Source organism: Cricetibacter osteomyelitidis (assembly GCF_004340985.1).
GTDB lineage: Bacteria > Pseudomonadota > Gammaproteobacteria > Enterobacterales > Pasteurellaceae > Cricetibacter > Cricetibacter osteomyelitidis.
Window position 1 is genome coordinate 19071 of the sequence record NZ_SLYB01000019.1, and the last position, 26184, is coordinate 45254.

Here is a 26184-nt window from a genome sequence, read left to right on the forward strand (position 1 = left end):
ATTCCAGTGATTGTCCATTTCCTACACACAAAACTTGCAATATCAGTAAATGAAATACAGTTCATATTTTATGCGAAAAAATGAATTCGTGCAAAAAGTTTTCAACAATTCTGACAAATGATCTAAATAGAACAAACAAACCGCACTTTATCCAAAGTGCGGTTTGTTTTTTAACAATTTACCCTACCAATTCCAATGCAAGGTTTTTCGCACCTTTGAAATCTGCTTTGCCGCTGGCGAGGGTTGGCAGTTCATCCAATTGGAAAATATAGGACGGCTGCATTATCGAGATTAAATCCGAGCCTTTTAAGCGGCGTTGGATTTCATCTGCGGTTAGTTGGCTTTTCACCAATAGCACAATGGCTTCACCTTTTTTCTCATCAGGTATGTTTACTGCGATAAATGCGGTGTTGCCGTCATTGAGCACTTTGGCAATATTTTCTTCCACCGCTCCCAGACTGATCATCTCGCCGCCGATTTTGGCAAAGCGGGAATAGCGATCTACAATGGTGATAAAGCCTTCGCTATCGATATGGCCTTTGTCGCCGGTTTTGTAATAACGAATGCCGTCGATTTCACAAATCACGTCAGCGGTTTTTTCCGGATCATTGAGATAGCCTTTCATCACTTGTCCGCCGCCGATGACGATCAAGCCGTCTTCGCCCGTCGGCAATTCAGCTAAGGTTTTCGGATCCACGATTTTAATCACCGTACCAGGCAAGGGCAAACCCACCGTACCTAATTTGTTGAAGGTAAGTTCTTTTAAGGTTTCCCGCTCTAAAATATTCGGCATATTCACCGCCGCTACCGGTGCGGTCTCCGTTGCCCCGTAGCCTTCGTAAATTTCAATACCGAATTTCAAACGAAATTCGTCTTTCACTTCCACTTTCAGTTTTTCCGCTCCGGCTACTGCCATACGCACACTTTGGAACATTAACGGATGTAGTTTTTTATTACGCACATACAAACGGAAAAATGTGGATGTGCCGAATAAAATGCTCACATTATGCCGGGCTGCCATTTTGCCAATAGCCGCACCGTCGGTCGGATCTGCCACGCTGACCATTTCAATGCCTTCGCATAGCGGCATTAATACGGTTACGGTGAAACCGAAGGAATGGAAAATCGGTAATGAATTTAACACCACATCATCTTTGCGGAAATTCAGCAAATCACTCACTTGTTTGATATTGGATAATAGGTTTTTATGCGTTAATTCAATGCCTTTCGGTTCGCCTTCGCTACCGCTGCTAAACAAAATCGTTGCCGTATCCTGCAAGCGGGAATGACCGAAATAACGGGCCTGAATCAAACTTGTCGGCATAAAAAGTGCGGTCAATAATGTACGAATTTTTTCGCTTTTAGCGATAGTTTTGCCGACATCTTCGGCAAAAATCGTTTTATCTTGCAATAAATTGTTAAAACTAAATCCTTTGCTTTCTAATTTTTGCAGGAATTTTTCCGATGTAATCACGTGCTTAATATCCGCTTTGTTCAACGCCGCACTCATTGCCTGTTCGCTTAAAGTGTAATTCAGATTAATCGGCACTTTACCTAAAGCCAACAATGCCATATTCACAATAGCACCGGCCGCGGAACTTGGCAGCAACACGCCGATATGTTTTTCCTCTTTCACTAATGCCGTGAGTTTTTTCATAAACAGCAAGACACCGGTGATAAAACTCAGATTGTTTAATCTTGTTCCTTGGCTGTCGGAAAGACAAGGCTTCAACAAGTTACTTTTTGCCGTGTTAAGCCATTGATTAGCAATAGGTTCTTGGCGGTTGATAAAGCTTTCCCAAGATGAAAAACTAAGTTCCACCACTTTTTGTTTCATCGCCACACGATCAATCGGTTCATAAATCGGTTTGCCGAAAGCCACCAAAATATCCCGTTTGCCGCTACGTTTGGTGAGTTCTTTATAATAGGTGTCGGCACGCGAAAAAGTGGAACCCCATAAACCACGCAAATAAAACGGTACTATGGCGACATTTTCCAAATCTTGCATAATCAGCTCGAATCCCCGTTGAAATTCATTGATTTGACCGTTATAGCTGATATGCCCTTCCGGGAATAAAGCGACCACTTCACCACGCGCCAAACATTCACGCACCACTAAAATCGATTCTTTGCTTGAACCTTTGCCGATAGGAATGATTTTAAAGAATTTGAAAATCCAAGTGAGATACCATTTTTCATAAATCCCGCGATACATCACAAATTTGATACCGCGCGGGCTGGCCACTTGTAACACCAGCCAGTCAATCCAACTGATATGGTTACCCAATAGCAATACGCCGCCGGTTTGCGGCAGGTTTTTCAGGCCTTCCACATTAAAACGATAGCCGGTTTTCAGGAACGGCAGCAATAAAATACGAGTGAATAAATGCGGTAGCTGCAAAATGGAATATAAACTGCCCGCAAAGCACACTACCGCGGCAAAAATAAACAAGCCGACGGTGGACACGTTAAAATGAACTAAAGCAATGCTGACAAGTAGGAATAAGGTCATTGCAATATTTTGTACGAAATTATTCCCCGCCATAATTTTACCCGTGTCTTTTTCCGGTGCTAAGAATTGGATGGTGGCATTCAGCGGTACAATGAACATCCCGCCGAAAAAGCCAAAAGCAAAGGAACTTATGGTGACTACGGTAAAATTCGATGTGCTGCCAAAGGTCAGCACAGCCAAGAACATCCCTAATGCACCGATAGGTACAATACCGTGTTCGATATGCACTTTCGACATCGTACCGGCTACATAAGAACCGGCGATAATCCCGATGGCACTCATCGCTAAAATTGCTTGAATAGACAGCGCGTTATCATCGTTAAATATCGCTTTATAATGTGCCGGAAATGCGGCAACAATGACTTGCGAAATTCCCCAGAAAATACTTAATCCGATAATACTCAGCCAAATATTGCGGTTTGCTTTCAAAAGCTGCATATTTTCCCGCAGATAGTGTAAGTTCAAGTATTTTTTCATCTCAAATTTAAGATTTCCATCATCTTTTGATGGCGCGAAATACGGCAGTTTATAAGTGCATAATGCTTCCGCTAAACTTAACACCACCAGCAAAATTCCGATAGGGTACATCACCGAAATAATGTCTGACGGTGCTTTGGCTCCGGCATACAGACTTTCAAATACATAAGAAAACACAAAAGAACTGGTAAGAATGGCGACAATAGTCAACGCCTGAATAATCCCGTTTGCCGTACCGAGTTTTTCCACGCCCACAATTTGTTTGATAATCCCATATTTTGCCGGCGAATAGACCGCACTTTGAGCGGCTAAAATAAAGGTAAGTGCAAAGGCAATTTCAAACTGTCCCAATAAATACGCCCCCAATACCGCCGCACTAATGGCCACACCGCACCATGCGGCAATACGGATGATTTTGGTTTTGGCATATTTGTCATTGAGAAATCCGGATGGGGAAAATAAAAAGATAAACGGCAGCAATATCATAACATTGATCAGTGCAGTGAACGTCACCAGCATATCGCCGTCAAAACTTTTTACCAATACATTCTGAATTGTAATTTTATGTGCCAAATCCACTGATGCATTTAAAAACGCTATGGCTAAATAGGCTAAAAATCCCGGTACAGCAAATAACTTATTCATATTATTCCTTAAATTTAAATTAGGATTTTGGCATTATAACAAAATGTGGGGGGACAATATCAACACTTCCCATAAAATTAAAAGGTTGCGGTATACAATAAGTTCATTCGCAATATTTGAACTTGGTCTTTGAGAACTAAAAAATAGTATTAATACGAGATGTTTTCCGCGTTCTTTATTCAAGCGCCCTTAACTCTCTTGGACATATTTGAAATTCTTGTTTGAAACAAGTAGAAAAATAGGCACTGTCATTAAAACCACTGTTATATGCGATATCTGTAATCGAATGATCTGTATAACGAATTTGATAATAAGCATAAGATAAACGCAATCTATTCAGATAGTTCTGTGGCGTTTCACCTGTTTGCTCTTTGATATAACGATGGAGGCTACGAAGTGATAATGAAAATTGTGCGGCAAGCCGTTCCCAATCAACAGGCTCATTAAAATTATGGGCAAGATAGCGTAATAATTGCGTACATTTTTCTGCGACCGTGCCGATACCTTGATCACTAAATTGGTTTTGATGTAGCAAAGATAATAATTGAAAAAAGTGACTTTCCTGTTCCAAGCTATTATTTGAAGAATCAGATAAGGCATCAATCAAGGGTAAGGCATTAGTGAGTTGCTTTTTATTAATAACCTGATAGTTTGATTTTTCAGGTTTAATTGATGTAAGTAACGGATTAATGTTGTGTAAAAACTGAAAATTATCCACCGAGCGAAATAAAATATTCGTTAAATGTAAGTCGTTAACATTTTCATATAAATGATAATCTTTTGCCTCCACATATAAAATCATACCCGCATATAATTCTTGTGGGTAACCGTTAAAAATATGACGCCCCTTACCATTAGTAACAATCACAATTTCATCAAAATCGTGATGTGTATGCTCAGGAAAATTATCTTGCGGCGCACGAGGTTCAATGCTAAGTGGTTGTGCACTTTGATGAAAAAATTCTTTTGCATATAATTTCATTATCATTACTGCCTCCCGACAAATTAGCCTGATTTACATCCTTGTGATGAATTATGACATTATCCACCTACTGCTCAAACTCATTTTACGGTTAATGTTAGAGTAATTTTCAAATTTGTGATCCTCTGCACACCGACTTTTAATATTTTGCCAAAGTTTCTTAAACTTGGCAGTCACATTAATGTTCATAAATTCCTCTTTATCTAAACTGCTTACCCTATCAACAAGGAGGAATACATGCCGAATTTAAATATTGCCGCTATTGATTTGGGGGCTTCAAGCGGACGAGTGATGCTTGCCACCTATCAAATAGAAAATCAACAAATCAGTTTGCAAGAAATTCACCGTTTTAAAAATCCGCTTCATCATAGAAATGGACACGAATGCTGGGATTTGGCTTATTTAGAAAACGAAATTATCACCGGACTAAATAAAATTATTGCCGAAAGTACCGCACTTCATAGCGTTGGCATTGATACCTGGGGTGTCGATTATGTATTACTTAATAAAGAAGGTGAAATTCTTGGTGATAGCTATTCATATAGAGACGCAAGAACCGAAGGCGTTATGCAACAAGTTCAACAGGATTTAACCAAAGAACAAATTTATCGCAAAACCGGCATTCAATTTCTGAGTTTTAATACACTTTATCAACTTAAAGCAATGATGAATGAAAAACCGGACTGGTTAAATGATGTCACCGATTTTGTCATGATTCCGGATTATTTGAATTATCGTTTAACGGGTGTGCTTAATCGAGAATATACCAATGCGACAACGACACAATTAATCAATGTAAATACTGATAGTTGGGATACCGAACTGTTAAATTATCTTGGTATTCCGGTAAGTTGGTTTGGTCAAATTCGTCACCCCGGTCATAAAGTTGGCGACTGGAGCCAAGTAAATCAGCGTGTATCGGTTATGTCTGTTGCAAGTCACGATACCGCCAGTGCAGTAATCGCGAGCCCCTTATCAGATGAATATAGCGCTTATCTTTGTTCCGGAACCTGGTCATTAATGGGATTGGATCGCAAACAAGTGCGTAATGATGCAACTGCAATGAATGCGAATATTACCAATGAAGGGGGAATTGATGGACATTACCGTATTTTAAAAAATATTATGGGTTTATGGTTATTCCAACGTCTATGTGCTGAACGTCAAATTACCGACATTCCGGAATTAATTCAACAAGCCGGCCAGGAAGAAGCCTTTAGAAGTTTAATTAATCCAAATAATGAAGCATTTTTAAATCCCGCTTCAATGGTGGAAGCGATTCAACAATATTGTCAATCACATAATCAACCCATTCCTACCACTACCTCGCAATTGGCACGTTGTATTTTTGATAGTTTAGCAATGTTATATCGTCAAGTTGCCGAACAATTATCCGAATTGCAACATCACCCAATTTCATATTTACACATCGTAGGTGGCGGCAGTCAAAATGAATTTTTAAATCAACTATGTGCAAATCTTTGTGGCGTAGATGTGATAGCAGGGCCTATTGAGGCTTCCGTTTTGGGCAATGTAGGCTGTCAATTAATGGCATTAGATCAACTTCATACCGCACAGGAGTTTCGTCAAATTGTGGCGAAAAATTTCCCACTAAAACATTTCAAATTTCAACCGCACTTTGCTGATTCCGATTTAGTGAAAAGCAAATGGCAAGAATTTTCTCAACTTAATTAACAAGAGGGTTTTATGATGAGTATTCAACAAGCATATGAATTAGCCAAACAACAATTTGCTGATCTTAGCGTAGATACAGAAGCGGCAATGAAATTATTAGATCAATTGCCGGTTTCTATTCATTGCTGGCAAGGTGATGACGTTGGCGGTTTTGAAAAACAAAGCGGTGATCTAACCGGTGGTATTCAGGCAACGGGGAACTATCCCGGTAAAGCGACGACACCGGAACAATTACGCGCCGATTTAGATTTAGCCATCAGTCTTATTCCCGGCGCAAAACGTTTGAATTTACACGCTTCTTACCTGGAAGCCGATCACAAAGTAGAACGTAATGAAGTGAAACCCGAACACTTTAAAAATTGGGTTGAATGGGCGAAAAAAAATCAAATGGGCTTAGATTTTAATCCAACTTATTTCTCACATCCATTAAGTGCGGAAGCGACGCTCTCTCACGCCAATAAAGAAATCCGTGATTTCTGGATTGAACACGGTAAAGCGAGCCGTAAAGTCTCTGAATATTTTGGTAAAGCGCTTGGCACTACATCTGTAATGAATATTTGGATTCCGGACGGCAGCAAAGATCTTGTGGTGGATAAAGCGGCTCCTCGTCAACGTTTAGTTGAATCATTAGATGAAATCATCAGTGAAAAAATTGATCCGAAATATCATTTAGATGCCGTTGAAAGCAAATTATTCGGTATCGGTTTGGAATCTTATACCGTAGGTTCAAATGAGTTTTATGTGGCGTATGCGACTTCTCGTAAAACCGCACTTTGTTTGGATGCCGGTCACTATCATCCGACAGAAGTGATTTCCGATAAAATTTCTGCCGTAATGCCCTTTGTCGAACATTTATTATTGCACGTAAGCCGCCCCGTTCGTTGGGATAGTGACCACGTAGTGTTACTTGATGATGAAACTCAAGCTATCGCGAATGAAATTATTCGTAATGAATTATTTAACCGCGTACACATCGGTTTAGACTTCTTTGATGCTTCCATTAACCGTATCGCAGCTTGGGTTATCGGTACCCGCAATATGAAAAAAGCACTATTGAGAGCGTTATTAGAACCGATTACAGCACTTCGTCAAGCAGAAGAAAAACGCGATTTCACAACACGTTTGGCATTGCTTGAAGAAGAAAAATCACTTCCTTGGCAAGCCGTATGGAATATGTATTGTGAACGTCACAATGTACCGGTAGGCGGTCGCTGGTTGGATGATGTTCGTCATTATGAAGACACCGTGTTAAGCCAACGTTAATTAGGGAGAAAAAGATTATGCAAAATATTCTCTCATCTTGGTTTGTGCAAGGAATGATCAAAGCCACCAATGATATGTGGCTAAAAGGTTGGGATGAACGTAATGGCGGTAATGTAAGTTTGCGTTTACTCAATAGTGATGTGGAACCTTATAAATCCGAATTTAATGCAGCACCACGGTACATTCCGTTAACGCAAGATGTGTCTGCTCTGGCAGGACAATATTTTATCGTGACCGGTTCCGGTAAATTTTTCCGCAATGTGATTTTAGATCCTGCGGATAATCTTGCGCTGGTTCGCGTAGATGAACAAGGCAAAGGCTATTATGTTGAATGGGGTTTAGTCAATGGCGGCGTTGCAACCTCAGAACTTGCCGCACACCTACAATCGCATATTGTTAGGATTCAGAAAACAGGCGGAAAAGACCGTGTAGTAATGCATTGTCACGCCACCAACCTCATTGCGCTAACCTATGTATTACCGCTTGATGCAAAAGTATTTACACACGAATTATGGCAAATGAGTACCGAATGTTTAGTCGTATTCCCGGATGGCGTAGGTGTATTGCCTTGGTTTGTGCCTGGTAAAGATGAAATTGGTTATGCCACGGCGGATCAAATGAAATCACATTCTTTGGTGCTTTGGGCATTCCACGGTGTATTTGGTACCGGACCGACCTTAGACGAAGCATTTGGTTTAATTGATACGGCTGAAAAATCAGCGGAGATTCTAGTTAAAGTAATGTCAATGGGTGGGCGTAAACAAGGTATTACAAATAATGAATTTAAGCTATTAGCCGAACGATTCGGTGTAACGCCAATGGACGGCGTACTGTAAATCTTTTCTAAAATTAACCGCACTTTAATGAGGCTATTCTCAAGTGCGGTACAAAATCAGACTCTTTTGAGGAGAAATCGTATGGGTAGTTCAATTTTATTAGGTATCTTTTGGCACTTTATCGGCGCAACTTCAGCGGCTTGCTTCTATGCCCCTTTAAAAAAAGTGACTAATTGGTCTTGGGAAACCATGTGGGCGGTTGCCGGTTTGTTTTCTTGGATCATTTTGCCTTGGAGCATTAGTTATTGGTTATTACCGGATTTTTCAGCTTACTATACATCATTTGGTGCGAATATATTGGTGCCGGTGTTCTTATTTGGTGCAATGTGGGGGATTGGTAATATCGGTTACGGTTTAACAATGCGTTATCTTGGAATGTCTATGGGAATCGGTATCGCCATTGGTATTACGTTGATTTTTGGTACGTTAATGACCCCTATTTTACAAGGTCGCTTCGGTGAATTGTTAGCTTCTACCGGTGGACAAATGACATTATTAGGTGTTGTTGTCGCCTTAGTCGGGGTTGCAATTGTTTCCTATGCCGGTTTATTAAAAGAACGCGTAAGCGGCATTACAGCGGAGGAATTCAATTTGAAAAAAGGCTTAGCATTAGCAGTAATGTGCGGTATTTTTTCTGCCGGTATGTCCTTTGCAATGGCTGCCGCCGTGCCAATGCACGAATCCGCCGCTCAATTAGGCGTGGATCCGCTTTATGTTGCTTTACCAAGCTATGTTGTCATTATGGGTGGCGGTGCAATTATTAATTTAGGCTACTGTATTATCCGTCTGATTATCAAACCTGAATTATCTTTCCGTAAAGATATGGGGATTACGAAAGGTTTATTAATCAGTAATGTCTTATTTGCCGCTCTCGGCGGTATTATGTGGTATTTCCAATTCTTTTTCTATGCTTGGGGGCATGCCAATATTCCAGCGGATTATGGTTTTATGAGTTGGATGTTACATATGAGTTTCTACGTGCTTTGTGGTGGTATTGTCGGATTAATTCTCAAAGAATGGAAAAACACCGGTACCAAACCTGTTCGAGTGCTATGTATCGGCTGCTTGGTGATTGTATTAGCCGCCAACATCGTAGGTTTAGGTATGGCAAATTAACGGATATTAACGCTCTATTGGTTAAGAGGTAAATTATGATTAGAAAAGGTGTATTAATGCAGGTTAATCCTGATTGTCACGCGGAATATAAAAAACGTCACGATGAGATTTTTCCTGAATTGGTAAAAGAGTTAAAAGCACAGGGTTCGCATAATTATTCTATTTTTCTTGATAAAAAACGCAATTTATTGTTCGGTTATGTGGAAATAGAATCGGAGGAACGCTGGAATCAAATTGCTCAAACCGCGGCTTGTCAAAAATGGTGGTCGTTTATGAAAGATATTATGCCTTCCAATCCGGATAACAGTCCGATTTCAGAGGAATTAGAGCAAGTATTCTATCTTAAATAACAATTCATTCTGACTCTAAAACTGTATTTAAAAGTCTGTTCAGTCTATTAAGTACGGTTTTTCTTATTTTAAATGAGCCTCTCAATAAAATGCTAACCCACTTTTTAGTTAGTGAGAAACCACCAATAAGCTGTTATAATCAGCCGTTAATTATTTTGAGATTAGAGAACAAAAACTATGGCCCGCCAGAAAAAAACACGTAAAATCAGCGATATTATGCCTATCCGCAAAACGGATAAACGGCCGGAAGCCCCGAAAAGCCGTAAGGGTAAGAAATTAACCCGCTACGAATTGGATGCCAAGGCACGTGAAGATAAGAAAAAACGCAAGCATAAAGGCTTGGCTTCGGGTTCCCGTCATAGTGCGGCGGATGCCGATCAGGCAAATCAAAGTGCGGTGAAAAAAGATCCGAGAATCGGCAGCCGTAAGAAAGTGCCGTTGGTGGTGGAATTTGTGAATAAACCGGAAAAAGGCCAATTTATCGAACCGGTGCAAGCAAAACCAAAAGTCACGAAATTAGATCCGGCGATAGAATTAGAGCGTTTGGAAAACAACGAAATTTTGAACGAATTATTGGATCAATTAGAAGCAGGTAAAACGTTAAGCAAAGAAGATCAGAAATTCCTTGATGATTGTTTGGCCCGTATCGAAGAACTAATGGAAGAATTAGGCCTTGAAGATGAAGAAGAAAACGACGACGATTTATACCGCACTTTTGAGAAAATCGATATTAACCAATTCCGTTAACGGTTCCGATACCTGATGATAACTTATATTTTATTGTTAGTAGGCGGTGTGATTGTGGCGGCAATGGCAGGTTATGCCGGTTGGTTATTACTCGCATTGCAAAAACAGAAAAAAGCCTTGGCAAATGCCCGCCAAGCCCGTGTGGAACGTTTGAAAGAGAGCATTATCATTATTGCCAAAGCAATGCAGACCGGTGAATGCAATCATTCCGAAGGAGTGATCCGTTTGCGGATGTTGCTCGATCCGCTTGGCAAGCGATTGCGTGCTTATTCTGCCATGTGGGAATTATATGAAGTGGTGCAAAATATGCCCACTCATGAAGCCCGCGGCAATCAACCGAAACAAGAGCGGATGAAGCAAGATCTGACACGAATGAAATCAGAAACAAAATTAGAAGCCAAAATAAAATTAGAACTACATCAATTATTAAACGATATTGAAATGCTTTAAACAGATTTTTCGGGGGAAAAATGTCAGCAATTAATGAAGTAAAATGGGATTTAGCGTTAATCCAAAAATACAATCATTCGGGACCGCGTTATACATCCTACCCGACGGCATTGGAATTTAACGAAAATTATACCGATGCTGATTTCAAACTGGCGGCAGAACGTTATCCGAACCGCCCCCTTTCCCTGTATGTGCATATTCCCTTTTGTCACAAATTGTGTTACTTCTGCGGCTGCAATAAAGTGATCACTCGACATCAGCATAAAGCGGATATCTATTTGGATTATCTGGAAAAAGAAGTAAAAGTGCGGTCGGAATTATTTAAAAATCGTACAGTCACGCAAATTCACTGGGGCGGTGGCACACCGACTTATTTGACCGAAGCACAATCTGCCCGTTTGATGGCAATGCTGCATGCTCATTTCCGTATTTCCCCTGACGCGGAAATCAGTATCGAAATGGATCCGCGGGAAATCGAATTGTCCATGCTGGCACATTTACGCCAAATTGGGTTTAACCGAATCAGTATGGGCGTGCAGGACTTCAATAAAGACGTGCAACAAGCCATTAACCGCGAGCAGAACGAAGCTTTTATTTTCGCTTTGATGAAACGGGCGAGAGAGCTGGGCTTTGTGTCCACCAATATCGATTTGATCTACGGCTTACCATTACAAAATGTGGACAGTTTTATGTTCACATTACAAAAAGTCATTGAGTTAAATCCGGATCGAATGAGTGTGTTCAACTATGCTCATTTGCCAAGTCGTTTTGCCGGACAACATAAAATCAAAGACGATATGCTACCTGCACCGGAAACTAAACTAACGATTTTACAAAAAACCATTGAAGTATTAGGTAATGCAAATTATCACTTTATCGGAATGGATCACTTTGCCAAACCCACAGACGAGCTGGCTATCGCACAACAAAACGGCGTGCTACACCGCAATTTTCAAGGTTACACCACCCAAGAAGAAGCGGATTTATTAGGACTTGGCGTGTCATCCATTAGCTTGTTGGGCGATACTTACGCTCAAAACCAAAAAGAGTTAAAACTGTATTACGCAGATGTGGAAAGTCGTGGCATCGCGTTGCATAAAGGCTTGGTGTTAAGTAATGAGGATTGCTTGCGTCGTGATGTGATTAAGCAGTTGATTTGTAATTTCAAATTAGATTTTGCAACCATTGAACAGCAATACCAGATTGATTTCAAAACACATTTTGCCGAGGATTTAGATTTATTGAAACCATTGATTGCCGACGGCTTAATTGATTACACGGTAAACGGTCTACAGGTTTCACCACAGGGACGCTTGCTGATCCGCAATATTTGTATGTGTTTCGACACCTATTCCAGACAGCAGGCACGCAGACAACAATTCTCACGGATAATTTAAGCGGAGGGACGATTATGTCTATCGCCTATTTGGTTATCGCATTTTGTGCCGGTATCGCCCTTGCCACCCAAGCGGCGATCAATAGCCAACTGAGTAATTCTTTAGTGGGGCAGCCGGTAGTTGCCGCCTTTATTTCCTTTGCCACCGGTGCAATTACGCTGTTTTTCATTACGTGGTGGAAAACGGATTTATTTGAAGTGTGGCATCAGCTGCCAAAACAATCCTGGTGGAAGCTTATCGGTGGTCCGTTGGGTGCATTAGTGGTATTTACTACAGTATTTCTCGCCCCTAAAGTTGGGGTCACTAATATGCTGTTCTTTATTATTATCGGGCAACTACTCACTGCAATGGTCATCGATCATTTCGGTTTATTAGGAATGGCTGAACGCCCTGTGCAAATTTGGCAATTTATCGGAATGTTGGTGATTTTCAGCGGATTAGCCTTGTTCTTTTTCGGTAAAAAATGGTTTGGTTAATTTGATTAAAATGAAAAATTTTTCTAATTTGCACCGCACTTTGCTCATTTTTTGCAATGGAAAATAAGCCGACACCACAACAATCTCGCCCTCAATACAGCCGTAACCTGATTATTTATTACAATACGGAAATCGGTAGCAAACCGTGATCAAATAATGCAGTTACAGTAAAGATCTAAAAAGTGCGGTGGAATTTTTTAAAATTTCCACCGCACTTTTCATTTCAACTTATTTGAATTTTGCTTTCGCTTCCGCAATAGCTTCCGCCACACGCAACGGCGATACTCCGCCTTTGGCACAGCGTTTGTCTAAGCAGGATTGCAATGACAAGATTTCGTACACATCATCGCCCACTACATCGCTAAACTGACGGAATTCCGGAATAGTCAAGCCTTCTAAGGCTTTGCCTTGTTTGATGGCATATACCACGGTTTCACCCACAATATGATGAGAATCGCGAAACGGTACGCCTTTTGCCACCAAGTAGTCTGCTAATTCCGTGGCGTTGGAATAGCCTTTCAAGGCTGAATTGCGGGTGCGTTCTACGTTAACTTTGATGTCTTCCAACACCAACGTTGCCATATCCAAACAATCGTGCCAAGTGTCCAGTGCATCAAAAATACCTTCTTTATCCTCCTGCATATCTTTATTGTAAGCAAGCGGCAAGCCTTTGACTGTCACCAACATACCTTGCAATGCACCGATCACTCGTCCCGCTTTACCGCGGATTAATTCACAGGCATCCGGATTTTTCTTTTGCGGCATTAACGACGAACCGGATGTCACTCGATCTGATAACTCCACGAAATTCGCTTCACCGCTGTTGAAAATAATCATATCTTCCGCAAAACGAGAAAGATGAGTCATACTCAAAGCTGCTATTGAAAGCAACTCAATAATGTGATCGCGATCGGATACACTGTCCAAGCTGTTACGGGTGGCAAAAGAAAAACCTAAATCTTTGGCTAATTGCTCACGATCTACTGCATATGCTGTACCTGCCAATGCACCGCTGCCCAACGGGCAAGAATTCATACGGTTGTAAGCATCATTCAGGCGGCTGTAATCACGATCTAGCATTTCCACATAAGCCATACACCAATGAGCAAAGGTAATCGGTTGGGCACGCTGTAAGTGCGTATAACCCGGCATTACGGATTCTTGGTTGCTTTCGGCCGTTTCCACTAATTTAATTTGCAGCTGACGTACGGATTTTTGCAATTCAGTGACTTGCTTTTTGCACCATAATTTAATGTCTAACGCCACTTGGTCGTTACGGCTGCGGCCGGTATGTAGTTTTTTGCCCAGATTACCGACTTTGTCGATAAGTTTACTTTCCACCCAACTGTGAATATCTTCCGCATCATCTTGCAAAATCGCTTCCGGATTTTCCAGTACTTCTGCTTTTAATTCGTTCAGTGCTTGCTCTAATTGCTGTTGTTCGTCCGCCGTTAATACACCTACGCTCACCAACGCTTTCGACCACCCTACCGAACCGTCAATATCCTGCTCGGCTAAACGATAGTCAAAACGTAATGAATCATTAAAATCTTTAAAACGTTGATCCGCTGCTTGCGTAAAACGTCCGCCCCAAAGTGCCATATTTTTCTCTCTTAAAATCTGTTGTTTCTCAGTCGGTGCAAATTTGTAACTTGCACCATTTTACAAATAGTTAAGGCACAAGTTACAAACTTGCACCATCAATGTTAATTTTTTAAATTACGGATTAATTCTTGTACCGATTATCTCACCGGCAAAAAGTGCGGTCAATTTTTCCGGATATTTCCAGCTGGCAATATCCACACCACGGTTGAGTATTTTTGCGGCATCTAAAGCGGCGTTGACTTTGACGATCATGCCGTCGGTGATAACGCCGTCTTGAATTAACTGCTCGATTTGTTGAGTGTTTAACTGTGATAATAATTCTTTATTATCGTCTAACACGCCGTTCACATCGGACAACATCACCAAATCCGCATTGATTAAGGCTGCAATCGCTGTGGCTGCCTGGTCGGCATTAACGTTCATCAGCAACCCGTGATTATCCACTGCGATAGAGCTGATAATCGGTAGGAAACCGCCGCTTAATAAGGTGTCAAGCAAGACAGGATTTTTTGCCGTCACCATTGCCACGTGACCCAGTTCGGGATCAAACTGTGTCGCTTCCGTCATATTACCGTCGGCCAAACTAAGTCCCACCGGATTGAGCTTGAATTTCGCCGCTTGAGCCACGAGAATTTTATTTGCCGTTCCTGCCAGAGCCCCTACGATCACGTCAATTTGTGAACTTGGCGTTACACGCAAACCGTTTTTCTTTTGCACCGACAAGTTCAAACGCTTCATTAAATTATCCACCAAACAACCGCCGCCGTGTACAATCAAAAAAGGGCGATCATAATTTTTTTGATAATTCGCCAATGCTGTGAACAGATTTTCCATTGCTTCCGGTGTGTCAAGTAAGACCCCACCGAGTTTAATCACTAAAGGTTTCATTAAATTAATCCTGCTGTTTCATTAAATCCGTAACGAATATTGGCACATTGCACCGCCTGCGAAGCCGCTCCTTTGAGCAGATTGTCTTCTGCCCCAACGATAATAATATGCCCGTTTTTGGTGGCAAAACCGATATCACAATAAGGTGTAAATTCCACTGCTTTAATGCTCGGTAAGCCTTGTTCATATACTCGCACCAGCGGTTTATCGGCATAATATTGCTGATAGGCTGATTTGATTTGCTCGTTGGTAACGCCCCTTTGCAATTTTGCGGTGATAGTTGCCAAAATGCCCCGTTTGAAATTACCCAAGTGCGGTGTGAAAATCACTTCCGTGCCTAAGTGTGTGGCAATTTCCGGTTGATGTCGATGGTTAAACACGCCATAGGCATTTAAGCTCACTTCGCAAAAACTGCTGGTCAGCGATGCTTTACGTCCTGCCCCACTCACGCCACTCACCGCGTTGATAATCGGCAACTGATTGAGATCTAACAAATCATTTTCAATTAATGGTTTTAAACTCAATTGCGAAACTGTCGGATAACAACCTGCCACTGCCACTAAATCCGTTTGTTTAATCTGTTCAAAATTCCATTCCGCCAAACCATACGCGGCAAGGTCTAATAATTGTGGGAATTTGTGTTCAAAACCATAAAATTCGGTGTAAAATTCTGCTTTATTAACACGATACGCACCAGATAAATCAAACACTTTGCAACTATTTTCCAAGAAAATCAGTGCAAGATCGTGACTGACTTCGTGAGCCGTGGCCAAAAACACGGTATCAGCTGATTTTGCCAAGTCCGTTAAATTTTCCGGCAAAGGTTGCAACTGCAAATCGACTATTTGCTTTAATTGCGGATATAATAAAGAAATAGGCTTGTTCGCGTCAGCACTGTTGGTTGATACATAAAGCCCCTTCAATTCAAAATGTGGGTGCAAAGTCAAAATACGGGCTAATTCCGCCCCAGTATAACCGCTCGCCCCGACTATAATCGCTTTTTGCATAGATGATCCAGTTTTAATATGATTATTTATGCTAATATTTTGCATAAATATTTAATTAAATGCAATGATTATTTGTCAGTAGATATTTTATATTATTTTTCAAAAAATAATTAAGGAAAAAAATGAAATTTAAACTTATCACGTTACTCGCAAGCCTGTTTCTACTTTCCGCCTGTGATGGTGGAGAAAACATTTCAACCTGCGTCGTAAAAGTTATCCGAAACACAGCTTCTGCTGAATGTCAGCAACAATTTATCAAATATTTTTATGCGAGTAAAAAAGAACAAAAAAGAGACTATTCTAAATTTGAGAGTAGTGCACTTCGTTTTTCACTTAGTTTTTATCCGAAAGATCATTACTTTACAATCGCCGGGCATTATCCTCAAGAAAGGCTTGGTCTCATCAAAGACGATAAAATTCAAGTCATTCCAGCGAGTTTAGCAGAATATTTCAGCAAAATTGATCGATATAAATCAGAAAAATACGATGGTTTTATTCTCAAACAAGCTAAAGATGAGAAAGTGGGATTTATTGATCGTAATGGCGAGCTAATTTTGCCTTTTGAGTATGATTCCATTGAGCCTGACAAAGAAAAACCGGATCTTTTTATTGTAAGAAAAAATGACAAAATGGCATTGCTGGATGAGAATCTTAATGCACTAATTCCTTTCCAAGATGGTAGCCTTTATCGCGATAAAATAGGATCAGAATCTTATTTTAAATCATCTGTATATTATAATGATAGTTTTACATATAATCTGTATAACGAAAATGGAAAACTGCTGATTGAAAACTACGACAGTATCAGTCAATTTCACAATGAAAGGTATTCTCATTTATGGAAAGTCTACCGAAAAGCACCAGGATACACATCCTATATCGCAATTTTTGATAATCAGGGCAATGTGATTCTTGATTTTATCAAGGGCTATATTGAACTGCATACTTTTACCGATCCAAATAATGGAAAAATAAACGGCTTTTTTGAAGTAAGTATGCAAAATAAACATAAAATATTTGGAATAGATGGTAAAGAAATCAATGGTGTTTTATACGATAAAATTCGGCCCCAAAGTAATGGCCTCATTAATTATAGACTCAATGATAAAGAAGGAATTATCGATGCCACCGGTAAAGCAATCACAAACATTGATTATGATAAGATCACTGCGGTCGGAATGAAAAACAGCACCCTTTATTTGGTACAAAAAAACAATAAATTTGGGATATTGGATGTAAATGGAAAAAAATTGACTAAATTACAATATGATGGGATTGATCGCTTTACTGATACACTATTAGATGTACAAAAAAACGGCAAATTCGGATTATTAGATATGCAAGGTCATATTGTTGTGCCAATCAAATATGACAATATAGCTCAATACTCGGACGGTATGATTGCCGTAAAATCTAATAATAAATGGGGAATTCTCGATCATACTGGCAAAAAACTTATTACCCCACAATATGAAAACTTGGCTGCTTATAACTATGATATACAGCTGAGCGATCATATTGTTTTTTATCAAAATGGAAAATTGGGAATAGTCAACCAGCAAAATAAGGTTGTACTTCCCGCTATTTATGATGATATTCGCTACTTTGACCGAAAAAAAGCAACCGTCTGTAAAAACGGACAAGGTTGCGGGATGATTGATATCAATGGCTCAGTATTAGTTGATCTGAAATATCAGGATACTAAAAATTACAATGACGGATTGCTAACCGCACAATTAGGCGATAAATGGGGACTGATTGATATCGCAAATAATGAAATTCTGCTTGATTTTGAATACGATAAACCTCTTAATTTTAATGAATCCGGTACTGCCTATGTGAAACAATATGGGGACTCATTTGATATCAATCGTCAAGGCGAACGCCTAGAGCCCAACGAAACCTATGTTGAAATGCAAAAGCTGAACAAAGACGAATTTAAGCTAGAACCGGTATCTAAAGCCCGTATCACACCACAAGTTGACAATACTGCAACGCTAGAGTATCAGAAATTCATTGGCTGGATTACGCCTAAAATAACAAGCTATCAGAACTCATTATTTAAAGCCGTTGAACAAATACCGGATAATTATAATATTAGGGACTTTTCACCAATTTATGAACATATTACAGAGCCATTAATCAAAGAATGGGAAAGTTATTATCAGTTTTTAGAACAAACCGTCCCTGAACTGGAACAGCTTAATTTACAAACACCGGAAATCAAATATTTTGCCTATAAATATTTGGAATACTGTATTATGAATGAGCGATTTTTGCAGGTGATCTTTGAAAATGCCACGATTGAAAATCCAATAAACGGTGAAAGTGTATTAAGAACATTTCAAACATACGGTACTGCACTTGGAAAAAACAAATTGATGCAACGCTATGAACAATATCTCTATAATCGTTTGTCTGTTGGAACAATCCACAAAATGCTGAAATCAAGCAAAGACGAGTTTGAGTTTTTATTGCAACGAATGAATGACAAATATAGCGGAAAATAACACACTAAAAACAGTAAAAGGCACTTATTATGAAAAAAGTACCCGATTTTTTAACAATGTATTCCCAACTTATCGCAATGCCGACCATCAGCGATATTTATGAAAAAAACGATTTATCTAACCGCACTTTAATTGAAGTGATGGCACAATGGTTGCAGGATCTCGGCTTTAAAACAGAAATTCTGCCGGTGAAAGGCGGGCGGGATAAATATAATTTATTAGCCACCTACGGCGAAGGAGAAGGCGGGTTGTTGCTGTCCGGACATACGGACACAGTGCCTTTTGATGAAGGCCGTTGGACGTTCGATCCGTTCAAACTCACGGAAAAAGACGGTAAATTCTACGGCTTAGGCACGGCGGATATGAAAGGCTTTTTTGCTTTTGTGATTGATACGCTCGCCCAATTAGATCTCAGCAAACTCACTAAACCGCTGCGGATTTTAGCCACGGCGGATGAAGAAACCACGATGCTCGGTGTACGGACTTTTGCTCAGCACACGCATATCCGCCCCGATTGCGCCATTATCGGCGAACCTACATCACTCAAAGCGGTACGGGCTCATAAAGGGCATATGGGAAACAGTTTGCGGATTGTGGGCAAATCCGGTCATTCCAGCAATCCGGAGAAAGGCATCAATGCCATTGAATTAATGCACGAAGCCACTGGCTATTTGATGAATTTACGCAATCAATTGAAAAATAAATATCATCACGATGCCTTTGAGATCCCTTATCCTACAATGAACTTTGGGGCGATTCACGGTGGTGACGCGGTAAACCGCATTTGCGGTTGCTGCGAATTGCATTTTGATATTCGTCCGTTACCGAAAATGCGGTTGGAAGATTTAGATGAAATGGTGCGAGAAGCTCTTGCGCCGATGTTTGCACGCTGGGGCGACCGCATTGAACTCTTTAATCTGCACGCCCCAACACCGGGTTATGAATGCGAACATTCTGCTCAAATCGTACAAGTGGTGGAAAAATTAATCGGCGAAAAATGTGAAGTGGTAAACTATTGCACGGAAGCCCCGTTTATCCAACAACTTTGTCCGACCTTAGTGCTCGGTCCCGGCTCTATCGAACAGGCACATCAACCGGACGAATTTTTATCCGCTGATTTTATCAAACCTACTAAGGAACTGTTATCAAAATTGATTGTCCATTTTTGTGGATGAAATAATTTATCCCTCGTCCGCTTGCGGAAGAGAGAAAATATCCGAAAAAACATACAACAGAAAAAATGAAAAAAACGACCGCACTTTTGCTGATGCTGTTTAGCACAATGGCATCAGCCGCCGATTTAGAACAACAACGTGAAACCTATCAAAAAATTTCACAGTTGTTGGCGATTTCCGGCAGCCGGCCAACTCTGGATTTGGTTAACGCTATGAAGGGGGAACTGAAGGATTATCCCTTGCTGCCTTATGTGGAATATCGCATCACCAAAGTCCCCGGCAATTTAACGCTGCAAAACATTCGGGCGTTTCAACAACAATATCCGCATTTTCCCTTTAACGGGGATTTGAATAAACAATGGCAGGAGCAATTTGCACAGCCCAAACCGCCGCAATCGGATAACCGTTCGGCAGAAATTCGCGATTTGGTTCAAAATCCGCAAAATTTGCCAATATTTGCAGCGAATGCAGCGGTAACAGCGGAAAACACTCAAGCGGTAATTAATACGTTTCCGGCTTTTGTGAAAAGTTTGAAAGAAACCTCGGTGGATGCAAAGGATCCTTTTGGAATTTATCAGCAATGGGCGGATAAATTCCGGCTGAATCAAACACAAATCACTCAATGGCGTTCTGCATTGACATGGCAGTTATTTGACAGCAAAATCCGTGCACTGCAAATCTGGCGGGATAATCAAATCAAAACGTTGAAAGAAGATCGTCAAACAGAACGGCGTTTACGCATTGCAATTCGCGAGCAAAAATCCTTGAAAGAATGGTTGGATTTACTCACCACCGAAGCCAAGCAAAAAGACGAATGGCAATATTGGATGGCCAAAGATTTGGCAAAAAGCAAAGAAGAGAAAAAATCTCGTCAAATATTGACCGCACTTGCAAAAAACCGCGGCTTTTATGCAATGCTTGCCTGTCAGGAATTAGGCGTTGAATATCGTCCGGAAATGGCTCAAGTTGCCGTATCGACACCAATAGTGACTCAAAGCAACAAACAAACCGCTCAATCAGCATCACAGTCGCCACCCAAGCCAAAGGCTAAATCCACCGTAGCTGAACGTTTTCACGGCGAGCTTGCCCGCATTGTAGAATTGCGTTATTTAGGCGAAACAGTAAACGTAAACCGGGAATGGAAAGCCTTGCTGGATCGCGTTGATTTTAATGATAAATTGGCTTTATCCCAATATGCTCAAGATCAACAATGGTTTGATTTAGGCGTGGAAGCCACCATTCAGGCTAAAGCCTGGGATTATATCAGCCTGCGTTTGCCGAATGCTTATCTGAACTGGTTTGATTTGCATTTAAAAAATACAAAAATCAACCGCACTTTTGCTATGGCTATTGCCCGCCAGGAAAGTGCCTGGCGACCTGCTGTAACATCATCAGCCAACGCCCGCGGGTTAATGCAGTTATTGCCGAGCACGGCAAAAGACACCGCTCAAAAATTCCAACTGCCTTATAATCGTGAAAGCCAACTGCTTGAACCTTTTAATAATATTATGCTCGGCACTGCTCACTTGCAGGAACTGTATGAACAATATGGTGACAACCGTATTTTAATTGCTTCAGCCTATAATGCAGGCCCGCATCGGGTGAAACAATGGCTGGCACGTGCTGGCGGAAAACTCTCTATGGCAGAATTTGTGGCAACAATTCCTTTTTATGAAACAAGGAATTATGTGCAAAATGTGCTGACTTATGACTATTATTATCAAATTTTACAAAATAAATCCTTGCAAAAGTTCACTAAAGCGGAATATGATCGGATGTACTAGTTAAATAGTTCAGTATTATAATGGTGGAGTTATGTATATCAGCAAAAATATGGAACAATGGAACGCCTTTATTGCAACCTTACGCACGGCATTTGAGCAGGGTAAAGAAAATGAATTTTTGACCTTATTACTCACCGCCGACGAACGGGATGCCGTGGGTTTACGATTACAAATAGTGAAGCAACTGCAAGAGAAAGTGTCGCAGCGGGAAATTCAGCAGAATCTGAATACCAGTGCCGCCACCATTACTCGCGGTTCCAATATGATCAAAACCATGCCGCCGGAATTTATGGATTGGATTAAAACGCAACTTGATGAACAAGCTCATTAGGGTATTAAAAAAATCAAAGCCTTATCGTCAATTAAAACGTTATGGCTGGCAGGTTTTAGGCGGATTTTTCACCGCACTTTTGATAAGCACATTACTGTTTCGTTTTGTGCCAATTCCTTTTTCCGCTTATATGGCACAGCAAAGTGTGGGCAATTTATTACAAGGCAATTTTAAATACGATACCCGCTATCAATGGGTGAATTTAGATAAAATTTCATCATCAATGCAGCTCGCCGTAATTGCTGCGGAAGATCAAAAATTTCCAAACCACTACGGTTTTGATTGGGATGCGATTCAAAGTGCGGTGAAATTTAACCAAAAATCCAAACGCACCCGCGGCGGTTCCACCATTTCTCAACAAACTGTCAAAAATCTTTATTTATGGCATGGTCAAAGCTGGCTTCGCAAAGGTATTGAAGTACCGATGACCTTCATACTGGAAATATTATGGCCAAAAGAACGGATCTTGGAGGTCTATTTAAACATCGCTCAATTTGGCGACGGCATTTTTGGCGTGGAAGCGGCCAGCCGGCATTATTTCAAAAAATCAGCGGCAAAACTTACCCAATCAGAAGCAGCATTATTAGCCGCGGTACTGCCGAATCCTATTATCTACAAAGTCAATAAACCCAGCACTTATGTACGCCATAAACAGCAATGGATTATGCGACAAATGAACCAACTTGGTCGTGATTATTTGCAAAAATTGTGATCACCATCACGCTATATTTTGTGACAAAATGTTAATCTAACGCTAGTTAAATATCATCAAAATTAAGGAGATTCCTATGGCCATTTTAGTAACAGGGGCATCAGCGGGATTTGGTAAAGCCATTTGCACTGCGTTTATAGAAGCCGAATTTCGCGTTATCGGGGCCGCACGCCGTTTAGACAAACTGGAAGCATTACACCAGGAATTTGGCAATCAATTCTATCCGCTGCAAATGGATGTGTCAGAAACAGATAAAATTGACACCGCACTTGCAAGTTTGCCGCCCGACTGGCAAGAAATTGATTTGTTGGTGAACAATGCCGGTTTGGCATTAGGTTTAGAGCCGGCTTATCAAGCCAACTTCAATGATTGGCATACGATGATCAATACTAATATCATCGGTCTCACCTATCTTACCCGTCAAGTGTTGCCGCAAATGGTGGAACGTAAACGCGGGCATATTATCAATTTAGGTTCTATTGCGGGCACTTATCCTTACCCAGGCGGTAATGTCTATGGAGCGACTAAAGCCTTTGTGGAACAGTTCAGTTTGAATTTACGGGCTGATTTGGCCGGTACGCGTGTGCGTGTCACCAACGTAGAACCGGGTTTATGCGGCGGCACGGAATTTTCCAACGTTCGTTTCAAAGGTGATGATGCCAAAGCGGCAAAACTTTACGAACGCGTAGAATATATTCAGCCGGAAGATATCGCCAATACGATTTTGTGGATTTACCAACAACCGCAGCATGTAAATATCAACCGCATTGAAATTATGCCGGTAGCACAGAGTTTTTCAGCTTTAGCAGTAGCGAGAAATTGATAAAATCTACCGCACTTGACATAAGTGCGGTAGATTTTAACTGATTTTCTCTAAATTCACTCGTTTCAGGGAAATCGAACAAACATAACGATCTGCCGGATGTACCGATACTGTGGTTTCAAATACTTTTCCAAATCTATCCATATAATAACGAATAATTTTCAACGCTGCACTGCCTACCGGAGCATTCAAAATATGACTTTGTTCTTCAGAAAGCAAAATTGCAGTAATAATTTGCCGTACTTCCGTACTTCGTCGTCCATATTTTTGTTCAATAAGATCGCTAATCAAAGCAAGAGGATATTGTTGCACGAGTTTGCCAATTTCAGAATAAGCCAAATTTACATAGCTGCTTGTTAGACATACCGGTGATGATTTGTCGTTGCTATTTTCTCGAATACTCACAATATGTAGCCATTTGGAACCTGGTTCGCAACCGATAGTTTCTGCTAATAGCTGATCTGCCACTATTTCTTCAATATTTTTTACCACACGCACATGAGTTTGTGCCAATGCATTGAGATCTTCCAGAAATGCCATGGAATGTTCTGCACTGGTGAGATTTTGTTTTTCTTCCACACGCGTACCAGCTCGTTTTTTGCGGGAGACTAAACCAGCTTCAGATAATTCTCTCAAGGCTTCTCGAATGGTATGACGACTGGCTTGATAGGCTTCGCACAGCTCCATTTCGGTAGGTAATAAATCCCCCACGGTAAATTCACCGCTTGCAATACGTTGTGCTAGTTCTCGAGCAATGGTGGCATATAGAGGTTCTTTGATGGTTGTCATAAGTGCTATTTCATTGATTTTCCGGTGGTGACAATTTTATCAGATCTTTCTTGACATGGATCAACAAAAAAATAGTATTTTATAGTTGCAATAAATATGTCCGAACATTATTATATGTACGAACATATTAACCACATTTTATAATCATTATTAAGGAGCATACTATGGCATCTAATGTTCTTGATTCAGTGTTATTCCGTGATTCTTTCGGTACACCGGCAATGCGTGCGGTATTTGACGATAAAGAATTAATTCGTAAATATGTAGAAGTTGAAATCGCTTTAGCGAAAGCAGAAGCAAAATGTGGCGTGATCCCACAAGCTGCAGCTGATGAAATTGCCGCTACCTGCAATGCCGATACACTAGACTTTGATCTGCTACGTCATGAAACCGAAATTGTTGGCTACCCAATTTTGCCGTTAGTTCATCAAATTTCAAAACAAGCCGGTGAGTCAGGCGGTTATGTTCACTGGGGTGCAACTACACAAGATATTATGGATTCTGCCGTTGTGCTGCAAGTACGTGATGGATTAGCCATTATCGAGCAAGATATTAAAGAACTTAGAAAAATTTTAGCAGACTTATCTAAGCGTTATCGTGATACCGCTATGGCAGGTCGCACCCATTTACAGCAAGCATTGCCAGTTACTTTTGGTTATAAAACCGCAATTTGGTTGGATATATTTGACCGCCATGCAGAACGGTTAGAACAATTAAAACCGCGTGTATTAGTCGGTGAATTTGCTGGTGCAGCAGGAACTTTAGCCTCTCTTGGCGATAAAGGCTTAGATGTACAAAAAGCCATGATGGATGTACTAGGTTTAGGTGTGCCGGTTTCCACTTGGCACGTTGCACGTGATGGTTTTGCCGAAGCGGTAAACTTCTTAGCGTTAGTCACAGGTTCTTTGGGTAAAATTGCTTATGATGTGATGTTAATGGCATCAAATGAGTTTGGTGAATTGTATGAACCTTTTGTTAAAGGACGTGGAGCGAGTAGTACAATGCCACAAAAACGTAATCCGATTTCCAGTGAATTAATGCTCGCTTGTGCCAAAGGGGTGCGTCAACAAGCAGGACTTATGCTAGATGCTATGGTACAAGATCTAGAACGTGCCACAGGTCCATGGCATGCAGAATGGATTGCTATTCCAGAAAGCTTCGTATTAGCAGCCGGAGCATTACACCAAGCGAAATTTATGTTGGGCGGTTTAATTGTTGATGAACAAGTGATGGCTCGTAATTTGGATATGACTAAAGGTCTAATTGTGGCGGAAGCCGTAATGATGGGTTTGGCTCCGCACATTGGTCGTCAAGATGCGCATGATGTGGTGTACGATGCATGTCGTATTGTAAACGAACAGGGCGGTCGTTTGGCTGATATATTAAATGCAATGCCAAGCGTTTCCAGCCGTTTAGATCCTGAATTAATTGAACGTTTAACAGATCCAAGAAACTACCTTGGTATCGCACCGATGATGGTGGATCAAGTGTTGGCAAGTTCCGCTAAACGTGGCTAATTTGTAGAAGATCAGACTTGATCTGACAAATCACTATAAAAAGTGAGAGTTTCCCGTTTAGAATATGAGTGTCAAAATTCAATCTAAACAAAAAAGG

At 40.8% G+C, this 26184-nt stretch carries 22 protein-coding genes; 16 read left to right on the top strand and 6 right to left on the bottom strand.

What is annotated here, in order from left to right; translation table 11 throughout:
* Positions 1-178: 178 nt before the first annotated feature.
* Entirely contained in the window at positions 179-3634 is a 3456-nt protein-coding gene (locus EDC44_RS09015; protein WP_131977696.1) for an acyl-[ACP]--phospholipid O-acyltransferase, read from the bottom strand.
* Between the two features lie 175 nt (positions 3635-3809).
* A complete protein-coding gene (rhaS, locus tag EDC44_RS09020) occupies positions 3810-4616 on the bottom strand; it encodes an HTH-type transcriptional activator RhaS (protein WP_131977699.1) in 807 nt (268 codons plus the stop codon).
* A 237-nt stretch (positions 4617-4853) separates the two neighbouring features.
* Between rhaS and rhaB the strand changes: the two genes are divergently transcribed.
* From rhaB to EDC44_RS09065, 9 genes are all read left to right on the top strand, one after another.
* On the top strand, positions 4854-6311 hold the full coding sequence (rhaB, locus tag EDC44_RS09025; protein ID WP_131977702.1) for a rhamnulokinase: 1458 nt from the start codon (positions 4854-4856) through the stop codon (positions 6309-6311).
* A gap of 12 nt (positions 6312-6323) precedes the next feature.
* Positions 6324-7574, top strand: coding sequence for an L-rhamnose isomerase (locus EDC44_RS09030; RefSeq protein ID WP_131977705.1), 1251 nt, complete (start codon positions 6324-6326; stop codon positions 7572-7574).
* A gap of 17 nt (positions 7575-7591) precedes the next feature.
* Positions 7592-8410 (top strand): rhamnulose-1-phosphate aldolase, encoded by an 819-nt coding sequence (rhaD, locus tag EDC44_RS09035; RefSeq protein WP_131977708.1) that lies wholly within the window; start codon positions 7592-7594, stop codon positions 8408-8410.
* 81 nt (positions 8411-8491) lie between these two features.
* A complete protein-coding gene (gene rhaT, locus EDC44_RS09040) occupies positions 8492-9526 on the top strand; it encodes an L-rhamnose/proton symporter RhaT (RefSeq protein WP_131977711.1) in 1035 nt (344 codons plus the stop codon).
* Positions 9527-9561: 35 nt separating this feature from the next.
* On the top strand, positions 9562-9876 hold the full coding sequence (gene rhaM, locus EDC44_RS09045; RefSeq protein ID WP_131977713.1) for an L-rhamnose mutarotase: 315 nt from the start codon (positions 9562-9564) through the stop codon (positions 9874-9876).
* A 177-nt stretch (positions 9877-10053) separates the two neighbouring features.
* Positions 10054-10623, top strand: a complete 570-nt coding sequence (gene yihI / locus EDC44_RS09050) for a Der GTPase-activating protein YihI (RefSeq protein ID WP_131977716.1) — start codon at positions 10054-10056, stop codon at positions 10621-10623.
* 15 nt (positions 10624-10638) lie between these two features.
* The gene (locus EDC44_RS09055) at positions 10639-11073 is read left to right on the top strand and encodes a DUF2489 domain-containing protein (protein WP_131977719.1); all 435 of its coding nucleotides are present in this window, start codon (positions 10639-10641) and stop codon (positions 11071-11073) included.
* A gap of 29 nt (positions 11074-11102) precedes the next feature.
* Positions 11103-12470 carry an oxygen-independent coproporphyrinogen III oxidase gene (gene hemN, locus EDC44_RS09060; RefSeq protein WP_131977755.1) on the top strand — a complete coding sequence of 456 codons (1368 nt, stop codon included), beginning with the start codon at positions 11103-11105 and terminating at the stop codon, positions 12468-12470.
* 14 nt (positions 12471-12484) lie between these two features.
* A complete protein-coding gene (locus EDC44_RS09065) occupies positions 12485-12946 on the top strand; it encodes a DMT family transporter (protein ID WP_131977722.1) in 462 nt (153 codons plus the stop codon).
* 228 nt (positions 12947-13174) lie between these two features.
* Here the strand turns inward: EDC44_RS09065 and argH are convergent, their stop codons facing one another.
* The 3 genes from argH to argC form a co-directional block, all read right to left on the bottom strand.
* Positions 13175-14548 carry an argininosuccinate lyase gene (gene argH / locus EDC44_RS09070; RefSeq protein ID WP_131977725.1) on the bottom strand — a complete coding sequence of 458 codons (1374 nt, stop codon included), beginning with the start codon at positions 14546-14548 and terminating at the stop codon, positions 13175-13177.
* Between the two features lie 117 nt (positions 14549-14665).
* The gene (argB, locus tag EDC44_RS09075; RefSeq protein WP_131977728.1) at positions 14666-15439 is read right to left on the bottom strand and encodes an acetylglutamate kinase; all 774 of its coding nucleotides are present in this window, start codon (positions 15437-15439) and stop codon (positions 14666-14668) included.
* Positions 15439-16446, bottom strand: a complete 1008-nt coding sequence (argC, locus tag EDC44_RS09080; RefSeq protein ID WP_131977731.1) for an N-acetyl-gamma-glutamyl-phosphate reductase — start codon at positions 16444-16446, stop codon at positions 15439-15441. The genes argB and argC overlap by 1 nt, the downstream gene beginning before the upstream one ends.
* 122 nt (positions 16447-16568) lie before the next feature.
* Between argC and EDC44_RS09085 the strand changes: the two genes are divergently transcribed.
* The 6 genes from EDC44_RS09085 to EDC44_RS09110 all read left to right on the top strand — a co-directional run bounded on the left by EDC44_RS09085 (position 16569) and on the right by EDC44_RS09110 (position 23781).
* Entirely contained in the window at positions 16569-18956 is a 2388-nt protein-coding gene (locus EDC44_RS09085; protein WP_131977734.1) for a WG repeat-containing protein, read from the top strand.
* A gap of 29 nt (positions 18957-18985) precedes the next feature.
* On the top strand, positions 18986-20131 hold the full coding sequence (argE, locus tag EDC44_RS09090) for an acetylornithine deacetylase (RefSeq protein WP_131977737.1): 1146 nt from the start codon (positions 18986-18988) through the stop codon (positions 20129-20131).
* Positions 20132-20196: 65 nt separating this feature from the next.
* Complete coding sequence (locus tag EDC44_RS09095) at positions 20197-21915, top strand: transglycosylase SLT domain-containing protein (protein ID WP_131977740.1); 1719 nt, start codon at positions 20197-20199, stop codon at positions 21913-21915.
* 31 nt (positions 21916-21946) lie between these two features.
* Positions 21947-22246, top strand: a complete 300-nt coding sequence (gene trpR, locus EDC44_RS09100; protein WP_131977743.1) for a trp operon repressor — start codon at positions 21947-21949, stop codon at positions 22244-22246.
* Entirely contained in the window at positions 22230-22958 is a 729-nt protein-coding gene (gene mtgA, locus EDC44_RS09105; RefSeq protein WP_131977746.1) for a monofunctional biosynthetic peptidoglycan transglycosylase, read from the top strand. Before trpR ends, mtgA begins: the two co-directional genes overlap by 17 nt.
* 76 nt (positions 22959-23034) lie before the next feature.
* Positions 23035-23781 carry an SDR family oxidoreductase gene (locus tag EDC44_RS09110; protein WP_131977749.1) on the top strand — a complete coding sequence of 249 codons (747 nt, stop codon included), beginning with the start codon at positions 23035-23037 and terminating at the stop codon, positions 23779-23781.
* A gap of 36 nt (positions 23782-23817) precedes the next feature.
* Here EDC44_RS09110 and EDC44_RS09115 read toward each other — a convergent pair whose 3' ends face one another.
* Positions 23818-24570 carry a GntR family transcriptional regulator gene (locus tag EDC44_RS09115; RefSeq protein WP_207896756.1) on the bottom strand — a complete coding sequence of 251 codons (753 nt, stop codon included), beginning with the start codon at positions 24568-24570 and terminating at the stop codon, positions 23818-23820.
* 164 nt (positions 24571-24734) lie between these two features.
* On the opposite strand from EDC44_RS09115, the gene EDC44_RS09120 reads away from it, so the two are divergent.
* Positions 24735-26087: a class-II fumarase/aspartase family protein gene (locus tag EDC44_RS09120; protein ID WP_131977752.1), complete on the top strand. Its 1353-nt coding sequence runs from the start codon at positions 24735-24737 to the stop codon at positions 26085-26087.
* The last annotated feature ends 97 nt before the right edge of the window (positions 26088-26184 follow it).